This window comes from Candidatus Steffania adelgidicola (assembly GCF_020541225.1).
GTDB classification, from domain to species: Bacteria; Pseudomonadota; Gammaproteobacteria; order Enterobacterales; family Enterobacteriaceae; genus Steffania; species Steffania adelgidicola.
Genome location: NZ_CP045889.1, coordinates 1,351,950 through 1,369,541 on the forward strand (window position 1 = coordinate 1,351,950; position 17,592 = coordinate 1,369,541).

Below are 17,592 nucleotides of genomic sequence, written 5' to 3' on the forward strand. Positions count from 1 at the left end.
AGTCAACATGACAACTATCCTGAATAAATAGAAATGTTCCATATAAAAGATAGAAAATATAACCATAATCAGAAACAGCATGACATCTTTATTATTTATAAACAATTCAGTCCATGGATGTCATATAGCATAGCTCAATAGACACAAACCACTTCCTCACCTAAATACTACACTGCTCTTAAATAATTTATATCTCATAAGTAATATGTATTGAAAAAATTCGTTCCCAATCAATATAATCCAAATTATTTCTTTATCCCGATAATTTTTGACTCCCTTGATGACCACGTGAGAGACGAGACTGGGTGAAACTCAACTAGCAAAGGATTATGATCTGAAGCTTCAGTAACTAGCACTGAGGCTTTACATACATTCATTTCACGATAAAAGACGAAATCCAATGGTCGTCCAAATCTGCGTTTACGCTGATCATCAATAAAGCTCACCTCCCTAAGCTTCATTTGTTCCGCGAACCGGTATAGCGCTAGTATACGCTGTCGACTCCAGGCATTAAAATCTCCTCCCATTACAACCGGACCTATATGATTACGGATCTGCTTACCAATGGTATCTAGCTGTTTACTGTACACATCAATACCTAGACTAAAATTTACTGCATGGATATTAACCACCATTAGCAACTGATTATTGCAAATAGGATAGACAGTCACTAGTGCTGACTTAGCTAATCTTAACAACGGCTCGCGTTCACGTAAGGGATAGCAATAAACTGGATGAGCGGCAGATAGAGTCATCACACCTGACGGATGTTGAGGAAAAATCAATGCAGGCACCTGGTCCACGGCCAGATAATGAGAAGTAGCGAATCGAATTAGTTCAGGTGTGCTTTGCGCTTCCTGTAAGAGAAGTAATTGAGTATTTTTACCAAATCCCTGAAGCACTGATAGCCAATTAGCAAGTTGCTGTTTATAGATATTCCATACCATTACCCGTAAAATACGAGAATCTGGTAAAGGTTCTCTGAATATCTGCGCTTGAGATATGTAGTCAGAGAGAAGCGGTGGAAAAATACGCTCAACTGGCTGGCCTGCAACATACCTGATGGCATATGTTTTTTTTGGCACGATTATTGCCTATTCAACTCAGTTTTATAAAACCGTGATAATTTTTACTAGATCTTCTTTCTTTCATTCTACAAACACCTGAAGATCATGTTCTTATCATACATCATCAATCGAGTTCCCTTAACATAAGGGAAGAGTTAGAGATCTACTCTAAGACAAACATTATATCATAAAAATTTCTATCGAAGATAAGGGATGTAAAGCAATGTATCGGAGACGATAATCTCCGGAAAAAAAACTGGAAGATGATAGAAAACGGCTTGATACCTTTATCAACACTAGTAACAAAGGTACTAGTATTGATGGACCTTATAGCATTATGAGGCAGGCCATAGCCTATTTTCTAACCTGAACATGTTAGTGCAAAACAAAAAATATCTCTTTATTGATTTTTTCGTATCCTAATGTGATTAGGCGTCTCCTCGTAATCAAACAGAAAACATGATGCTTTCTTTTTCTAAAGAATTTTAGAAGGGTATTTTTCCCTATTTCATAGGCATGAAGAAAAACTCTTCTAGCAAAATATGTCTGTACACTATATATTCTAAATTTTACCACTATAAAAATAGTTCCCATGAATTTTTATTTCACATGACAACATAATATTTCTCAAGTACATAATATTGCTGTCGGATATGACCGTGAAATCAAAAAGAAATGCTATATCAATCCTATCTACAATGGCAAAGACGTGCATATTTCGCTATAGCCACCCTCTTCTTATCGGTAAAAAAATAATTTATACATTTCTTAGCATTCTAAATAGCTATAGCTCATCCACACTTTAATATGTTTTAAAACATTGTAATTTTATCGCTATGGTACATTGATACGATGAATGCAAATTCATCGAATTACTAATTCCACACCTATGAAAATAGTGATATTAAATATGAGTCTTTATTGACATAAGGTGATGCATATAAATATATAGGTTATCTAACTTGTGATTACGATTACATGGTGATTTCTGCATCATTCTACAACACGTCTATAATTCATACCTACAATAATCGAGACTCAAACCTGAACATAGATAAGTCAGGATAGAACAATTCAGATATAAACAATCAATCATTATCAATAAATCTCGGATTTTTCATAAAAACACCAAGAATGCCTAAATTATCGAAAGTGGTGTCTATCAAGAACAAAATTCTTATTATCTATATTATAATGTTTTCCAAAAAAACAAATGGTTTTCTCGAAAAATTAAAGAACTTAAACACAATAGATAATAATTCTTGATCACATCTTCTAATATTAAGACAGATTTTTTATTAAAAGAGATACAAGATTATTAATTCAATATCTATCATGAACACTAGATATCTAATAGAGTCATTGCATATATATTCGCTCTCTCAACGTCCAATAAAACATCAATAAACCACAAAAAACAATCTCGACCAAATTATATCCATTCTGGTCTTAATCTAGACCATATACTGAAAACTAAATGGATATTTTATCTGATCACACAATAAAACCAACATACTAGCACTAGTTCTATACAACTACCATGTTGATGGTAGTAAAATGCTTCAGATTCACACCATATTAGTATCGTATATCCTTAATGGATAGATATTATTTGGATCAAGGCCCTATTATCATAGATTACTGTCTATCTATTGGCAATAGACAGACCACCAAACCTAAATTTCAAAAAAAAATACAATTCTTTCGAGAGTAAGTCGGTCTAATCAATAAATCTTCTTCAGAACTAAGTTTTACGTGTTATCATACCCCACTTTCTTCGGGAAAGTGAAAACTGCATTCTGGTAAGTAAGTATGAATCTTTAGTGCTCCTTGTATGTATCATGATGAGCTATATAACGTTTAATTTTTTCATTGCTTTGCTTGACAGAGCGAAGGAAAGACAGTTTCATACAGATTCAGTCAGAGTTCATCCGGTTACTAGAGAATACTCATAGAATCTTCTCTCCTTATATAACGGTAAAATCGTTAGAAAGGTACCATGTACCTAGTGATTTTGACGCTTTTAAATCTCTAATAACTACATCTATCGCGACAAAGAGATGTTAGCCTATACTTATTTTATTGAAAATAAACTATTTATCGATGCCAATTAAGAAGATATGAGCATTGGATACAATTCACAATTAATACATTAAAGGGTAAAAAGCATCATGTCTGCATCAGGAGACATCTCTACTCAAGAGGAATATATAGGTCACCATCTGCACCATCTTCAACTAGACCTTCGTACATTAGAATTAGTACATCCCCACTCAATAACCTCGTTTTGGGTGTTGAACATAGATTCCATATTCTTCTCAATACTGTTAGGCATGATTTTCCTGAAAATATTTGATAACATTGCTAAAAATGCAACTAATGGCGTGCCTGGAAAAATGCAGACCTTCGTTGAGCTCGTAATCAGCTTTATCGATAGTAACGTTCGAGACATATTCCACGGTAAAAGTAAACTTATCGCCCCACTGTCACTAACTATTTTCGTCTGGGTTTTCCTAATGAACCTAATGGATTTGTTTCCTATTGATTACTTACCCTATATCAGTCAGCACTTACTAGGTCTATCCGAGCTCCGAGTCGTGCCCTCCGCTGATGTTAATATCACAATGTCGATGGCAGTAGGTGTCTTCATTCTTATACTTTACTACAGTATAAAAACGAAAGGAATAAAAGGCCTCATCAAAGAACTCACCTTACAGCCATTTAATCACCCATTTTTTATTCCCATTAATCTAATTCTTGAAGGTGTTAGTCTCCTATCCAAGCCAGTTTCTCTTGGCCTGCGGTTGTTTGGGAATATCTATGCGGGTGAATTAATCTTTATTCTGATTACTAGTCTCTTACCATGGTGGTCTCAATGGATTCTCCATGTGCCTTGGGCTATTTTTCATATCCTGATTATTACACTACAAGCTTTTATCTTCATGGTCTTAACGATTGTTTATCTCGCCATGGCATCTGAAGAACATTAATTCTATTTATTTTAATACTACGTTTAACTAAAAAACTGGAGAATGTCATGGAAAATTTAAATATAGAATTGCTGTACATGGCTGCCGGTGTGATGATGGGTCTTGCGGCAATCGGTGCCGCGATCGGTATCGGCATTCTAGGTGGTAAATTTTTAGAAGGTGCTGCGCGGCAGCCGGAACTTATTCCTCTACTGCGCACACAATTCTTTATCGTTATGGGTCTAGTTGATGCTATCCCCATGATCGCTGTAGGCCTGGGCCTATACGTAATGTTCGCCGTAACGTAACATTAAACATCCAACCAACTAATATCGAACCGTTAACTTTACAAAGAGGCATGCTCCTGTGAATCTTAACGCAACAATGCTTGGACAAACGATTGCATTTATCCTGTTTGTTCTGTTCTGTATGAAGCATGTATGGCCGGGGTTAATAGCCGTTATTGAAAACCGTCAGAAAGAGATCGCTGATAGTTTAGCTGCAACAAAAAGCGCTAAAAAATATCTTAATAGCGCTAAAGCTGAAGCAATCAATCACCTAAAAAAAGCAAAAACAGACGCTCAAATTATCATTGAACAAGCTAATAAGCATAAAGCACAAGTGATTGATGAAGCTAAAGCTGAAGCAGAGATAGAACGTAATAAAATCCTAACGAAAGCGAAAGCAGAAATTGATGCGGAACGCCAACGCACCCGTGAAGAATTACGTAAACATATTGCACAATTAGTTTTGACAGGTGCGAAAAAAATTATTGAACGTTCTGTCGACGAAGTTACTCATAGAGATATTATTGATAAAATCATTGCTAAACTGTAAAGAAAGAGAAGTTGATGTCTAAACTAATAACTATAACTCGTCCTTACGCTAAAGCAGCTTTTAACTTTGCTGTAGAACAGAACAAGATAAAACACTGGGAATCAATGCTGGTGTTTTCTGCCGAGGTCAGCCGAAATAAGCAGATCACTGATATGTTTTCAGGCGCCGTTTCACCTGAGAAAATGGCAGAAACGTTTATCGCAGTCTGTGGTAAGCAACTGGATACTTTCGGCCAAAATCTGATTCGAGTAATGGCGGAAAATAAGCGATTAGCGATTCTGCCTAATGTCTTAGAGCAGTTTCTTCTTCTTGAAAGAGAAAAAAAATCTACTATAGAGATCAAAATTGTTTCCGCTCAAAGATTAACAGCAGAACAACTAGCAAAAATCAGCACAGCGATGGAGAAACAACTATCACGCAAAGTTACACTGACTTGTGAAATTGATACAACTATCATAGCCGGTATTATTATTCGTGCTGGCGATATGGTGATAGATGGCAGTATACAGAGTCGTCTGGAGCGACTCGCAGTCGTCTTAAACTCTTAAGGAAACTGGAGCATGCAACTGAATTCCATTGAAATCAGCGAACTGATCAAGCAGCGCATTGCTCAGTTTAACATAGTCAGTAACGCTCATAATGAGGGTACCATTGTTTCTGTTAGCGACGGTATTATCCGTGTGCATGGCTTATCTGAAGTTATGCTAGGTGAAATGATCGCACTACCCAATAACCGTTTTGCTATTGCTTTAAATCTGGAACGCGACTCCGTCAGTGCTGTAGTCATGGGACCGTATCAAGATCTAACCGAAGGTATGAAAATCAAGTGCACAGGCCGTATTCTTGAGGTACCAGTCGGCCGTGGCCTGCTAGGGCGTGTGCTGAATACTTTGGGTGTACCTATCGATGGTAAAGGACCGATCCAGCACGACGCCTTCTCCGCAGTTGAAGCTAGTGCACCTAGCGTTATCGAACGTCAGTCAGTTGATGAACCCCTACAGACCGGTTATAAATCCGTAGATTCTATGGTGCCCATCGGTCGTGGCCAACGTGAGCTCATTATAGGAGATCGTCAAACTGGAAAATCAGCACTAGCGATCGACACAATTATTAATCAACGAGCTAGTGGCATTAAATGTATTTACGTTGCTATCGGACAGAAAGCGTCTACTGTCGCTAGTGTAGTAAGTAAATTAGAAGAACACGATGCACTCACTAATACAATTGTAGTGATTGCAAACGCATCCGAATCGGCTGCACTACAATATATGGCCCCGTATGCCGGTTGCGCTATGGGTGAATACTTTCGCGATCGAGGTGAAGACGCACTGATCATTTACGATGATCTTTCTAAACAAGCCGTAGCCTATCGTCAGATATCCCTACTTCTCCGTCGCCCTCCTGGACGTGAAGCTTATCCCGGCGATATATTCTACTTACATTCCCGTTTACTGGAGCGCGCCTCACGCGTTAATGCAGAGTACGTCAAGAATTTCACAAAAGGCGAAGTGATGGGTCAAACCGGTTCCTTAACTGCTCTTCCCATCATCGAAACTCAGGCAGGTGACGTGTCCGCCTTTGTTCCAACTAATGTGATCTCTATCACAGACGGTCAGATATTCTTAGAATCCAACCTGTTTAATGCCAATGTCCGACCTGCTGTAAACCCGGGCATTTCCGTTTCTCGGGTAGGCGGTGCCGCCCAGAGTAAGATCATGAAAAAACTATCTGGCGGTATCCGTACCGCGCTAGCTCAGTATCGTGAACTAGCCGCCTTTTCTCAGTTCGCATCTGATCTAGATGATACTACCCGTAAGCACCTCATTTACGGTCAAAAACTAACCGAACTACTAAAACAGAAACAATATTCACCAATGTCCGTTGCTCAACAAGCACTGATGCTATTTGCAGCCGAAAATAATTATTTACAAGATATCGCGCTAGAAAAAATCATTGACTTTGAAGCGGCGCTAATATCTTACGCAAATCGCGAAGAGAATGAAGTAATGCAAAAAATCAACAAAACTGGTAATTATAACAAAGACATTGAAGAGAAATTAAAATGTATGCTCGATGCTTTTAAAGCAACCCAATTATGGTAATACGCTATAACCTGCTTCTGCAGGGTATAACGCAATAAGGGGATGGCGAAATGTCTGGCGAAAAAGAGATCCATAGGAAGATTACAAGCGTCCAAAACACGCAAAAGATCACAAAAGCGATGGAAATGGTCGCCGCCTCAAAAATGCGTAAAACTCAGGAACGCATGGAGTCTAGTAATCCTTACGCAGAAATGATGCGAAAAATGATTAGCCACATTTCAGTAGGTAATCTGGAATACAGACATCCTTATTTAAATAAACGTAATGTTAGACATGTAGGTTATCTAGTAGTAGCAACTGATCGTGGTTTAGCAGGAAGTTTGAACATCAATCTCTTTAAAAAACTCTTAGTAGATATGAAAAAGTGGCACGAAAAAGGTATAGACATTGAACTAGCGCTTATTGGATCTAAAGCAGTGTCTTTCTTCCACTCCATAGGGAGCAAGATAATCACCCAAGTTACAGGTCTGGGAGACAACCCCCTACTCTCTGACTTGATCGGGCCAATCACAGTGATGCTTCAGGCATATGATGAAGGGCGCTTAGATAAACTTTATCTTATTAGTAATAAATTCGTAAATACTATGTCACAAATTCCGAAGATTCTACAAATTCTACCTTTACCAGAAGTGGTGGAATCAGATATGGATAAAAAAAACTGGGATTACTTATATGAACCCGATCCCAAAACGCTGCTAGACACTTTACTGCATCGTTATGTAGAATCACAAGTTTATCATGGTGTTATTGAAAACCTGGCCAGCGAACAAGCTGCTCGTATGGTAGCAATGAAGGCTGCAACGGATAATGCCGGTAGTCTGATAAAAGAACTGCAACTTATTTATAATAAAGCTCGGCAGAGCAGCATCACTCAAGAACTTACAGAAATCGTCTCAGGAGCCGCTGCAGTTTAAACTAAGATTACGAATTACGTAGAGGATTGAAGATGGCTACTGGAAATATTATCCAGGTAATCGGTGCAGTGGTTGACGTCGAGTTCCCGCAAAATACTGTACCTAAAATATACAATGCGCTCGAAGTAGAAAACGGCGCCAAGAAACTAATACTTGAAGTAGAACAACAGCTGGGCGGCGGCCTAGTTCGCTGCATTGCCATGGGCTCTACCGATGGTCTACGACGCGGTTTGCAAGTCACAGATCTTGAACGCGCAATTGAAGTTCCGGTAGGTAAAGCAACGCTGGGTCGCATTATGAATGTTTTAGGTGAACCTATCGACCTGAAAGGTGATATTAATGAGGAACAGCGTTGGTCTATTCACCGTGCGCCACCAACTTATGAAGAATTAACTAGTTCTCAAAAACTTCTAGAAACTGGAATTAAGGTTATTGATCTCATATGTCCGTTCGCTAAGGGCGGAAAAGTTGGCTTATTCGGCGGCGCCGGTGTAGGAAAAACCGTAAATATGATGGAACTTATCCGCAATATAGCCATTGAACACTCCGGTTATTCCGTGTTTGCTGGTGTAGGTGAACGCACTCGTGAAGGTAACGACTTCTATAATGAAATGATAGAGTCTAACGTTATCAATAAGGTATCGCTTGTATATGGTCAGATGAATGAACCACCAGGAAATCGTCTACGCGTAGCATTAACTGGCTTAACTATAGCAGAGAAATTTCGTGATGAAGGACGTGATGTTCTGCTATTTATTGACAATATCTATCGTTATACCCTCGCCGGGACTGAAGTTTCAGCGCTGCTTGGCCGGATGCCATCTGCGGTTGGTTACCAACCAACTTTAGCGGAAGAAATGGGTATATTACAAGAACGTATCACATCTACCAAAATGGGCTCTATAACCTCTATACAAGCTGTTTATGTTCCCGCCGATGACTTGACTGATCCGTCACCAGCCACTACCTTTGCCCATCTTGATGCGACTGTAGTTTTAAGTCGTCATATTTCCTCCTTAGGTATTTACCCAGCTATTGACCCACTTGACTCCACAAGCCGTCAGCTAGATCCCCTTATAGTAGGCCAAGACCATTACAATGTAGCCCGAAGAGTGCAGTCTATTCTTCAGCGCTATCAGGAATTAAAAGATATTATTGCCATTCTGGGGATAGACGAACTATGCGAAGACGATAAACTAATAGTTTCTCGTTCTCGTAAAATCCAGCGCTTTCTATCTCAACCATTCTTTGTAGCAGAAGTGTTCACTGGCTCACCAGGTAAATATGTACCGCTGAAAGAAACCATTCGTGGCTTTAAAGCCATCATGGATGGAGAGTACGATCATCTCCCGGAACATATGTTCTACATGGTAGGTTCTATCGATGAAGTCGTAAAAAATAAACCACTGTAACACCTTACAGGGAGAACAATATGGCTAAAAGAACTTACCATTTAGATGTGGTTAGCCTTGAAAAAAAAATTTTTTCTGGACTGGTTAAAAAAATTCAGGTCACAGGTAGCGAAGGCGAACTTGGGATTTTTCCTGGCCATGTAGCATTACTCACTACTATTAAACCAGGTTTGGTGCGCATTGTAAAACAAGATGACCATGAAGAGTATGTCTACTTATCTGGTGGTGTGCTTGAAATACAGCCTAGTACTGTTACCGTACTAGCTGATACGGCTATTCGTGGTGAAGATCTGGATGAAGCGAGAGCAATAGCCTCTAAACGTAGAATTGAAGAACGGATGTATAATGCCCACAGTGATATTGATTACGTCCACGCGGCAGCTGAGTTATCTCAAGCGCTTGCAAAACTACGGGTTATTAAACTAATAAGAAAATAGATATTTTCTATTAATTACAAAATCATGCAGTTCTTCATGACTAGACTTTTAAATTAGATTGGTAGATCGTTGCCTGCCTACAGGCATAATCTAAAATTTTCTCTACAAGATGCTAGTCGTATTGCCATTTTCCTTTCCAACTATCTAATAATATTAGCGAAATGGCGTTTATGCCTCCCTATAAAACATTTCTTATGAAGATACTCAAGAATATGTTTTTACTATTATTTGATAAATAAGGTTCAACAAAATAGTAATGTCGAATCGAACATTAAGCGTAGTTATCCTTGCTGCCGGAAAAGGAAGTCGTATGTTTTCCACCTTGCCAAAAGTCTTGCATCCTCTTGGCGGTAAGGCCATGATAGAATATGTCATTAATACCGCTATACAGCTTGGTAGAGTTCGCATACATTTAGTCTACGGTCATGGTGGAAAATTACTTCAAGAAAAACTTGCCCAACAAAAGACACCCTTGAACTGGGTACTACAAGCTACACAACGAGGTACCGGGCATGCTGTGCAACAAACGCTACCTAGTTTTCACAAAGAGGAAGATGTCCTTATCCTCTACGGCGATGTCCCCCTTATTTCTCCCAAGACACTACAACGTTTGTTAGCTGCAAAACCGAAAGATGGGATTGCTCTATTAACGGTGAAGCTGGAGAATCCAGAGGGATATGGTCGTATCATACGTACCAACGGTGAGGTGAGTAGTATCATTGAGCAGAAAGACGCTAATGACGAACAGAAAAAAATAAAAGAAATCAACACTGGTATTCTAACCGCCAAGGCCAGTGATATACAATGCTGGCTGTCTCAGTTAACTAATCATAACACTCTAGGCGAATTTTATCTTACTGATATTATTGCTATAGCCAAAAAATCAGGCCATAAAATTAATGCGCTAGAACCTGATCAACCAAGCGAAGTTATAGGCGTTAATAACCGACTCCAACTTGCACAATTGGAGCGAGTTTATCAAAGAGAGCAGGCGGAGCGTCTCCTATTAGCAGGAGTAATGCTGTCCGATCTAAACCGTTTCGATCTTCGCGGTGAACTTCACCATGGACAGGATGTTTTTATTGACACCAATGTTATTATTGAAGGAGTAGTAACACTTGGTAATCGTGTGATGATTGGTACTGGTTGTATCTTAAAAAACGTGATTATCGGTGATGATGTAGTTATCAATGCTTATACCATTATCGAAGATAGTCATATATCGGCATATAGCACCTTAGGCCCATTTTCCCGCCTTCGTCCAGGTAATAAGATTGAACAAGGTGTGCATGTAGGTAATTTTGTTGAGATAAAACAGACCCACCTTGGTAAGGATTCTAAGGTCGGCCATCTCAGCTATCTTGGAGACGCTGAGATTGGTAAAAAGGTTAATATCGGCGCCGGCACGATCACTTGTAATTACGATGGGGCTAAAAAACATCAGACACACATCGGCGATGATGTATTTATTGGTTCCGATACTCAATTAGTAGCACCAGTAACTATCGGGCATGGCGCCTCTATCGGCGCCGGGACAACCATAACACACGATGTTAACGACGGAGAAATGATCATCAGTCGAATACCTCAATTTCCCATTGCTAATTGGACACGACCCCCCAAAAAAAAATAAAGAATCAACTATGACCAATATGCCGTTTTCCTAATGAACCACTTAAATTTTATTTAAGCTTATAAAGCTAATAGCCATCCTTCAATAAGGAATAACTAAAATGTGTGGAGTAGTAGGCGCCGTTTCACGGCGTAACATTGCTGAAATACTGTTGGACGGCTTACGTCGTCTTGAGTATCGTGGATATGATTCTGCCGGCCTAGCTCTATTGGATAACGATGGACATTTTCAACGTCTACGACGAGTGGGAAAAGTTAGTGCCCTAACCGAAGCCACCCAAGCGTATCCTGTGTTCGGCGTTACCGGTATAGCCCATACTCGCTGGGCGACTCACGGCGAGCCAACGGAAAACAATGCGCATCCCCATATTTCTGGAAATATTGTTGTCGTCCATAACGGTATTATCGAAAATCATGAATCACTACGAGAACAACTGCGGAAACATGGTTATTTGTTCCTTACCGAAACTGATACCGAAGTAATTGCACATTTGGCACATTGGGAACAAAGCCAGAAAGGAGGGACACTAGTTAAGATCATGCAACGAGTAATTAGTGCGCTTCAAGGTAGTTATGGTACGGTTATTATGAATACCCTTGAACCGAACGTACTTGTAGCCGCACGTTCCGGAAGTCCACTTCTAATTGGTCGCGGTGTCGGTGAGAATTTTCTGGCTTCCGATCAACTAGCGTTACTTCCCGTGACACGTCAATTTATCTTCCTTGAAGAAGGGGATATTACAGAAATCACTCCTCATACAATTCAAGTATGGAATAAAACAGGTACCAGCGTAGAAAGGCCGGAAATTCAATCCCAGATACAATATAACGCCGATGGTAAAGGGTTATACCAACACTATATGCAAAAAGAGATTTATGAGCAACCGGAAGCAATTAAAAATACTTTATCCAGACGTTTTAAATTTGGACAGGTGACACTCGCGGAATTGAATAATCATACTTCTCATGCCTTATTAAACCAAATTCAACATGTTCAGATTATTGCCTGCGGGACATCCTACCACGCCGGAATAGTTTCCCGCTATTGGTTTGAATCGCTCGCTGATATTCCTTGTGATGTGGAAATTGCTTCCGAATTTCGTTATAGAAAACCTGCAGTACGCGCGGGTAGTTTACTAATTACCCTATCTCAGTCTGGCGAAACCGCTGATACTTTGGCGGCACTTCGGTTGAGTAAAACTCTTGGATATCTTAGTTCACTTGCTATTTGTAATGTCGCTAGCTCTTCACTAGTTCGTGAGTCAGACATGGTGATAATGACCCACGCCGGCACAGAAATCGGTGTAGCTTCTACCAAAGCATTCACAACTCAATTAACGGTACTACTAATACTCGTGGTGCATCTCGCTCGCCTACGTCGAATGGATAAAAAAGAGGAAGAAGATATCGTCCACGCTCTACAGGGGCTTCCAAATCGAATTGAACAACTGTTATCGCTTAATAAGCGTATTCAAATACTAGCCAAAGGCTTCTCTAATAAACAGCATGCACTATTTCTAGGTCGGGGCATTCTTTATCCTATCGCGATGGAAGGCGCTTTAAAGCTAAAGGAAATTTCTTATATCCATGCCGAAGCTTATGCTGCAGGAGAACTAAAACATGGAGCGATGGCACTGATAGATGTGGCTATCCCAGTCATTGTCATTGCACCCAATAATGAATTACTGGGAAAGTTAAAATCCAATATTGAAGAAGTACGAGCCCGTAGAGGATTACTCTATATTTTCGCGGAGAAAAATACTGGTTTTAAACCAAGTAAAAATATGCAAATTATTTCTTTACCGCCAATAGAACAAATTCTCGCTCCTATTTTTTATACTATCCCAATGCAACTACTAGCCTATCATATTGCCCTAATCAAAGGAACTAACGTCGATCAACCGCGTAATCTAGCCAAGTCAGTTACAGTAGAGTAATCTACGCGGATATTTGTTACTTCTTACTACTATGTTACATAGTAATATACATACTTTTTCCTATTAAATAATTCTATTCTTATTTAAGAAGCAGGATTCCTTCTAATATTTTTAGGAAAATAGACGCGCCATTTATCTTATTCACAATAAATCTTGTAAAATTACTTGTATCTCTCATAGACATTTTATTTGATATATCTTAATTGTTACAAACATAAAATCGGAAATCTTTTATATCTTATTTGATATACTTAAATTAAATTATTTTAGATATATTAAATACATTAAAACAATGCTTTGTTATAAATTTGCCATAACAAACTGCGATTAGTTATAACCTATGGTTACACAACCAAGACCGGACCAATACCTCAATTTTGTTAAAAAATTTATCATTAATGTATCTTCTGTATCTATACATATAGCTGTCTATATATGATTTGGACACTTTATACCCCAAATTTTCATCATATAAAAACTTCGTAATTCAAAAAAAACAATCTACATTAAACTGATTAAATAAAAGTTATGTAGCATAATAATGTATGATTACACCGCTGCTTCAAAAAAATATCTTCTTACTAATTTATCATAAACATAGGAAATGCAGCATAAAATCATTTTTTTATTCTATGTCGTTCCGAAACGTTAGAGTTTTATTCCGTATTCTTTAAGTTTATAATAAAAACACTTATTTATAAAGTACCCGTTAATTTAGCCTTAAGAATAATCACCTCGATAAAAAAACAACATCAAACATGAACATACTAAAAGATCATGTGCCTGATGAGCTAGGTTAGATGTTCTTTTGAAAATCTAAATCACAATAACGATTGCTTTTCTCTGTCACATTTAGATAAAGGGAAAAACAGTCCTTCTTTTTTCAACCATACTAATAAAATAGAAATGGCAGCCGGCGTAACACCCGAAATTCTTGAAGCCTGACCGATAGAGTTTGGTTTATGATCATTCAGGGTGGTAATAACTTCATTAGACAAACCTGATACAGCATTAAAATCCATAGACGCAGGAAGTAAAATATGTTCATTACGTATCTGGTATGCACGCTCTAGCTGTTGACGAGCAATATACCCTTGGTATTTTATTTGAATCTCAACCTGAGTTGCTGCTTGGTTGTTAGTGAGTGCTGGCCTAAATTGATCCAAGCGAGTTAGTTTCACATAACTCATTTCTGGACGACGCAAAAGTTCTTCACCATTTACTTCATGTACCAACGGCGAATTAAGTTGCGAATTCAGCTCCTTAATACCCTTAGTTTCAGGATTTACCCAAATCTGACGCAAACGCTGACGCTCACACTCAATTAACTCCCGCTTAGTACAAAAATGTGCCCATCGGATATCATCGACCATTCCCAATCTTCGACCTATTTCCGTTAAACGAAGATCCGCGTTATCTTCCCGTAATAATAGACGATATTCAGAACGTGATGTAAACATTCGATAAGGTTCCTTGGTGCCTCGCGTGCATAAATCATCGACTAAAACACCTAAATAAGCCTGGTCACGACGTGGTGTCCACCCATCTTTACCTATTGCCAATCGCGCTGCATTCAGTCCAGCAAGCATACCTTGAGCAGCCGCCTCTTCATAACCGGTGGTGCCGTTAATTTGACCAGCCAAAAATAACCTTCCGATTAGTTTGCTCTCTAAGGTTAATTTCAGATCACGTGGATCAAAAAAATCATATTCAATCGCATAACCTGGTCGAACAATACGCGCATTCTCTAATCCTTTTATAGAATGAACAATTTTAATTTGTACATCGAAGGGTAGGCTAGTTGAGATTCCATTTGGATAAATTTCATTACTAGTCAACCCCTCTGGTTCTAGAAAAATCTGATGAGTATCCCGATCAAGAAAACGCATGACCTTATCTTCAATAGAAGGACAATAACGTGGTCCAATACTTTCAATGGTACCTGAATATATCGGACTACGATCTAGATTGCGACGGATAATCTCATGGGTTCGATTGTTAGTATGGGTAATATAACACGGGATCTGAGAAGGATGGCTGTCCGGTGATCCAAGAAATGAAAAAACTGGAAGTGGATTGTCTCCATGCTGTGGTGTCAACTGTGAGAAATTAATGCTACGCACATCAAGTCGGGGTGGAGTTCCAGTTTTTAGTCGATTCACGCGAAATCGCAACTCACGTAAATGACGGGATAGAGAAACTGAAGCTGGATCGCCCGCTCTACCGCCGCTGTAATGATCCATGCCGATATGAATCTGACCGTCTAAAAAAGTACCAACCGTTAACACAATGGTACGAGCGTGGAATTTTACGCCCATTTTTGTAATAACACCAATAATACAATCACCATTTAGAATTAAATTTTCCACTGCCTGCTGAAAGATTATTAGATTAGGTTGGTTAGCTAGAGCTCTATATACTACCTGCCGGTAAAGCACTCGATCTGCCTGTGCACGAGTAGCGCGGACTGCTGGACCTTTACTTGCATTTAGTATTCTAAATTGAATACCTGCCTGATCAATAGCCTTCGCCATTAACCCACCCATAGCATCTATTTCCTTTACTAAATGTCCCTTACCTATACCACCAATCGCCGGATTACAAGACATTTGCCCAAGCGTTTCAATGTTATGTGTCAAAAGTAGCGTTTTGCATCCCATCCGTGCTGAAGTCATTGCAGCTTCTGTACCCGCATGCCCGCCACCAATAATAATAACGTCAAAATGATCAGGGTAAAACATAAAATACCTCAGATAAAAACGAAGGATCATCAAGTAGTCCGGGAAAAAGCATTCTACGCTTGTTTTAGTGAGATACAAGCGCAGAAACAGAGGGCATTAAAGTAAAGATCTTTTTCTAAGATCTTTTATAACATCTATTATTACGATCTTGCTTTTCTGTGGATAAGTTGTTTTTAATGTTTAGATACAATGTAGTATACATTTTCTAATCCTGTGAATTATCAGTGACTTTCTCGGGTATAAGAAGAAAAGCTTCTATCCTGTTTATCCACAGGATAACGTAAGATTAAAAATGCTGTATTAAATAATGACTAGAACATTATCAAGTGTTGGTTAATTTAAATATAACATTACACCATGTAATTATCATGTATTCTATACATGCATTAATCTTTTATATCTTACGAAATGACATCTGGTGTAACATGGTTATTCTGCGAGAGGGTTAAAGAATTAAATTCTTTAACCCTGAAATTAGATTTGGTACAATCATTAAGTATCTACAAATAAAAGATTAAAATTAATTTATATGATTAGATTGGAATCTAAATAATTTTCTAAAAGAACATGAGTTGGTTTATATCAACAACTCTACATTATTTAAAAACAACGCGAAATCTATTTCGCACATCCCCAAAACACCGTTTCTGAAATGCTTTGAAGTTTGTGTTCATCTCACTGATAATAGGTACTTGTCTACCTACTAATTGTTACAGACGATAACAGTTTAGTAATTAATGCTAACTAAAACGTACGGGATTTCTGGTACGTTCTCTAATAAAACGAAATCACTATCAAAGTTATAAACAATATCACCGCATTTACTCACTCACTAAGTAAATGAAACTTCAGTTACTGACCCGAATTAGTGATCGATGATAATATAATGTTATTATAAATAATATAAGTTGGTTGAATCAAAGATTCAATTTTAATAAAAACTTAATATCATTAAGTTGGTTTATTACTATTAGACTTGCAGAAAAACGATACCATCTCACATGGTATACGTTATTAGTCTTGAATTTTATTATCCCTGCCTTCGCAGGGAAGAAAACAAACCAGTAAAATTTCTAATTCAACATTTTATATACTACCAACTAATGCCCCCGGCGATGCCGGCTCATGTTGAGATAAAGTACCATCGCCCTCGCAGGGGATATAACAAGAGAAAAAACAACATACCGACTCAAAAAATAACAAAGTGGCATGCGATAGCAATTATTCTAAAAGATCTGATGATAAACCACCCCGGATATGCACATTCATATCCCTACTAACAACCCACTTAGTGCATAAACCTTTTAAATCATATTCATCATGACTGCACGTCCCGCATGTCAAGCATGTAATCAACGTTTCAGGTAACAGCATTATTAATAAAAAACTAATTTCTTGGCCAGTTAGACTTATTTTAACAAAAAAAAACACCCAGTAGTGGCTTTAAAAGCGACGATTGCTCTCAATTCACTAATTAATATCAGAAAATAGAAAATAAACACTTTTTACTTAGAAAATATCGACATCCTAGGCTGGGATGGTGT

Annotated in this window: 12 protein-coding genes; 10 read left to right on the plus strand and 2 right to left on the minus strand. The window is 38.4% G+C overall.

Features of this window, described 5'->3' with window-relative positions; all coding sequences use genetic code 11:
- Positions 1-245: 245 nt before the first annotated feature.
- A complete protein-coding gene (locus GFK82_RS03850; protein ID WP_226810903.1) occupies positions 246-1,085 on the minus strand; it encodes an endonuclease/exonuclease/phosphatase family protein in 840 nt (279 codons plus the stop codon).
- 2,153 nt (positions 1,086-3,238) lie between these two features.
- Between GFK82_RS03850 and atpB the strand changes: the two genes are divergently transcribed.
- The 10 genes from atpB to glmS all read left to right on the plus strand — a co-directional run bounded on the left by atpB (position 3,239) and on the right by glmS (position 13,307).
- The gene (gene atpB / locus GFK82_RS03855; RefSeq protein ID WP_226810904.1) at positions 3,239-4,057 is read left to right on the plus strand and encodes a F0F1 ATP synthase subunit A; all 819 of its coding nucleotides are present in this window, start codon (positions 3,239-3,241) and stop codon (positions 4,055-4,057) included.
- A gap of 47 nt (positions 4,058-4,104) precedes the next feature.
- Positions 4,105-4,344, plus strand: coding sequence for a F0F1 ATP synthase subunit C (atpE, locus tag GFK82_RS03860; RefSeq protein WP_226810905.1), 240 nt, complete (start codon positions 4,105-4,107; stop codon positions 4,342-4,344).
- Positions 4,345-4,402: 58 nt separating this feature from the next.
- Positions 4,403-4,873 carry a F0F1 ATP synthase subunit B gene (atpF, locus tag GFK82_RS03865; protein WP_226810906.1) on the plus strand — a complete coding sequence of 157 codons (471 nt, stop codon included), beginning with the start codon at positions 4,403-4,405 and terminating at the stop codon, positions 4,871-4,873.
- 14 nt (positions 4,874-4,887) lie between these two features.
- Positions 4,888-5,421, plus strand: coding sequence for a F0F1 ATP synthase subunit delta (atpH, locus tag GFK82_RS03870; protein WP_226810907.1), 534 nt, complete (start codon positions 4,888-4,890; stop codon positions 5,419-5,421).
- Positions 5,422-5,433: 12 nt separating this feature from the next.
- Positions 5,434-6,975 carry a F0F1 ATP synthase subunit alpha gene (gene atpA / locus GFK82_RS03875; protein WP_226810908.1) on the plus strand — a complete coding sequence of 514 codons (1,542 nt, stop codon included), beginning with the start codon at positions 5,434-5,436 and terminating at the stop codon, positions 6,973-6,975.
- Positions 6,976-7,025: 50 nt separating this feature from the next.
- Entirely contained in the window at positions 7,026-7,889 is an 864-nt protein-coding gene (gene atpG / locus GFK82_RS03880) for a F0F1 ATP synthase subunit gamma (protein WP_226810909.1), read from the plus strand.
- A 32-nt stretch (positions 7,890-7,921) separates the two neighbouring features.
- A complete protein-coding gene (gene atpD, locus GFK82_RS03885) occupies positions 7,922-9,301 on the plus strand; it encodes a F0F1 ATP synthase subunit beta (protein ID WP_226810910.1) in 1,380 nt (459 codons plus the stop codon).
- A 20-nt stretch (positions 9,302-9,321) separates the two neighbouring features.
- Positions 9,322-9,738 (plus strand): F0F1 ATP synthase subunit epsilon, encoded by a 417-nt coding sequence (locus GFK82_RS03890; protein WP_226810911.1) that lies wholly within the window; start codon positions 9,322-9,324, stop codon positions 9,736-9,738.
- A 256-nt stretch (positions 9,739-9,994) separates the two neighbouring features.
- Positions 9,995-11,371: a bifunctional UDP-N-acetylglucosamine diphosphorylase/glucosamine-1-phosphate N-acetyltransferase GlmU gene (glmU, locus tag GFK82_RS03895; RefSeq protein WP_226810912.1), complete on the plus strand. Its 1,377-nt coding sequence runs from the start codon at positions 9,995-9,997 to the stop codon at positions 11,369-11,371.
- A gap of 100 nt (positions 11,372-11,471) precedes the next feature.
- Entirely contained in the window at positions 11,472-13,307 is a 1,836-nt protein-coding gene (gene glmS, locus GFK82_RS03900) for a glutamine--fructose-6-phosphate transaminase (isomerizing) (RefSeq protein WP_226810913.1), read from the plus strand.
- Between the two features lie 821 nt (positions 13,308-14,128).
- On the opposite strand, the gene mnmG is transcribed toward glmS, so the two are convergent.
- Positions 14,129-16,048 (minus strand): tRNA uridine-5-carboxymethylaminomethyl(34) synthesis enzyme MnmG, encoded by a 1,920-nt coding sequence (mnmG, locus tag GFK82_RS03905; protein ID WP_226810914.1) that lies wholly within the window; start codon positions 16,046-16,048, stop codon positions 14,129-14,131.
- Positions 16,049-17,592 lie beyond the last annotated feature (1,544 nt).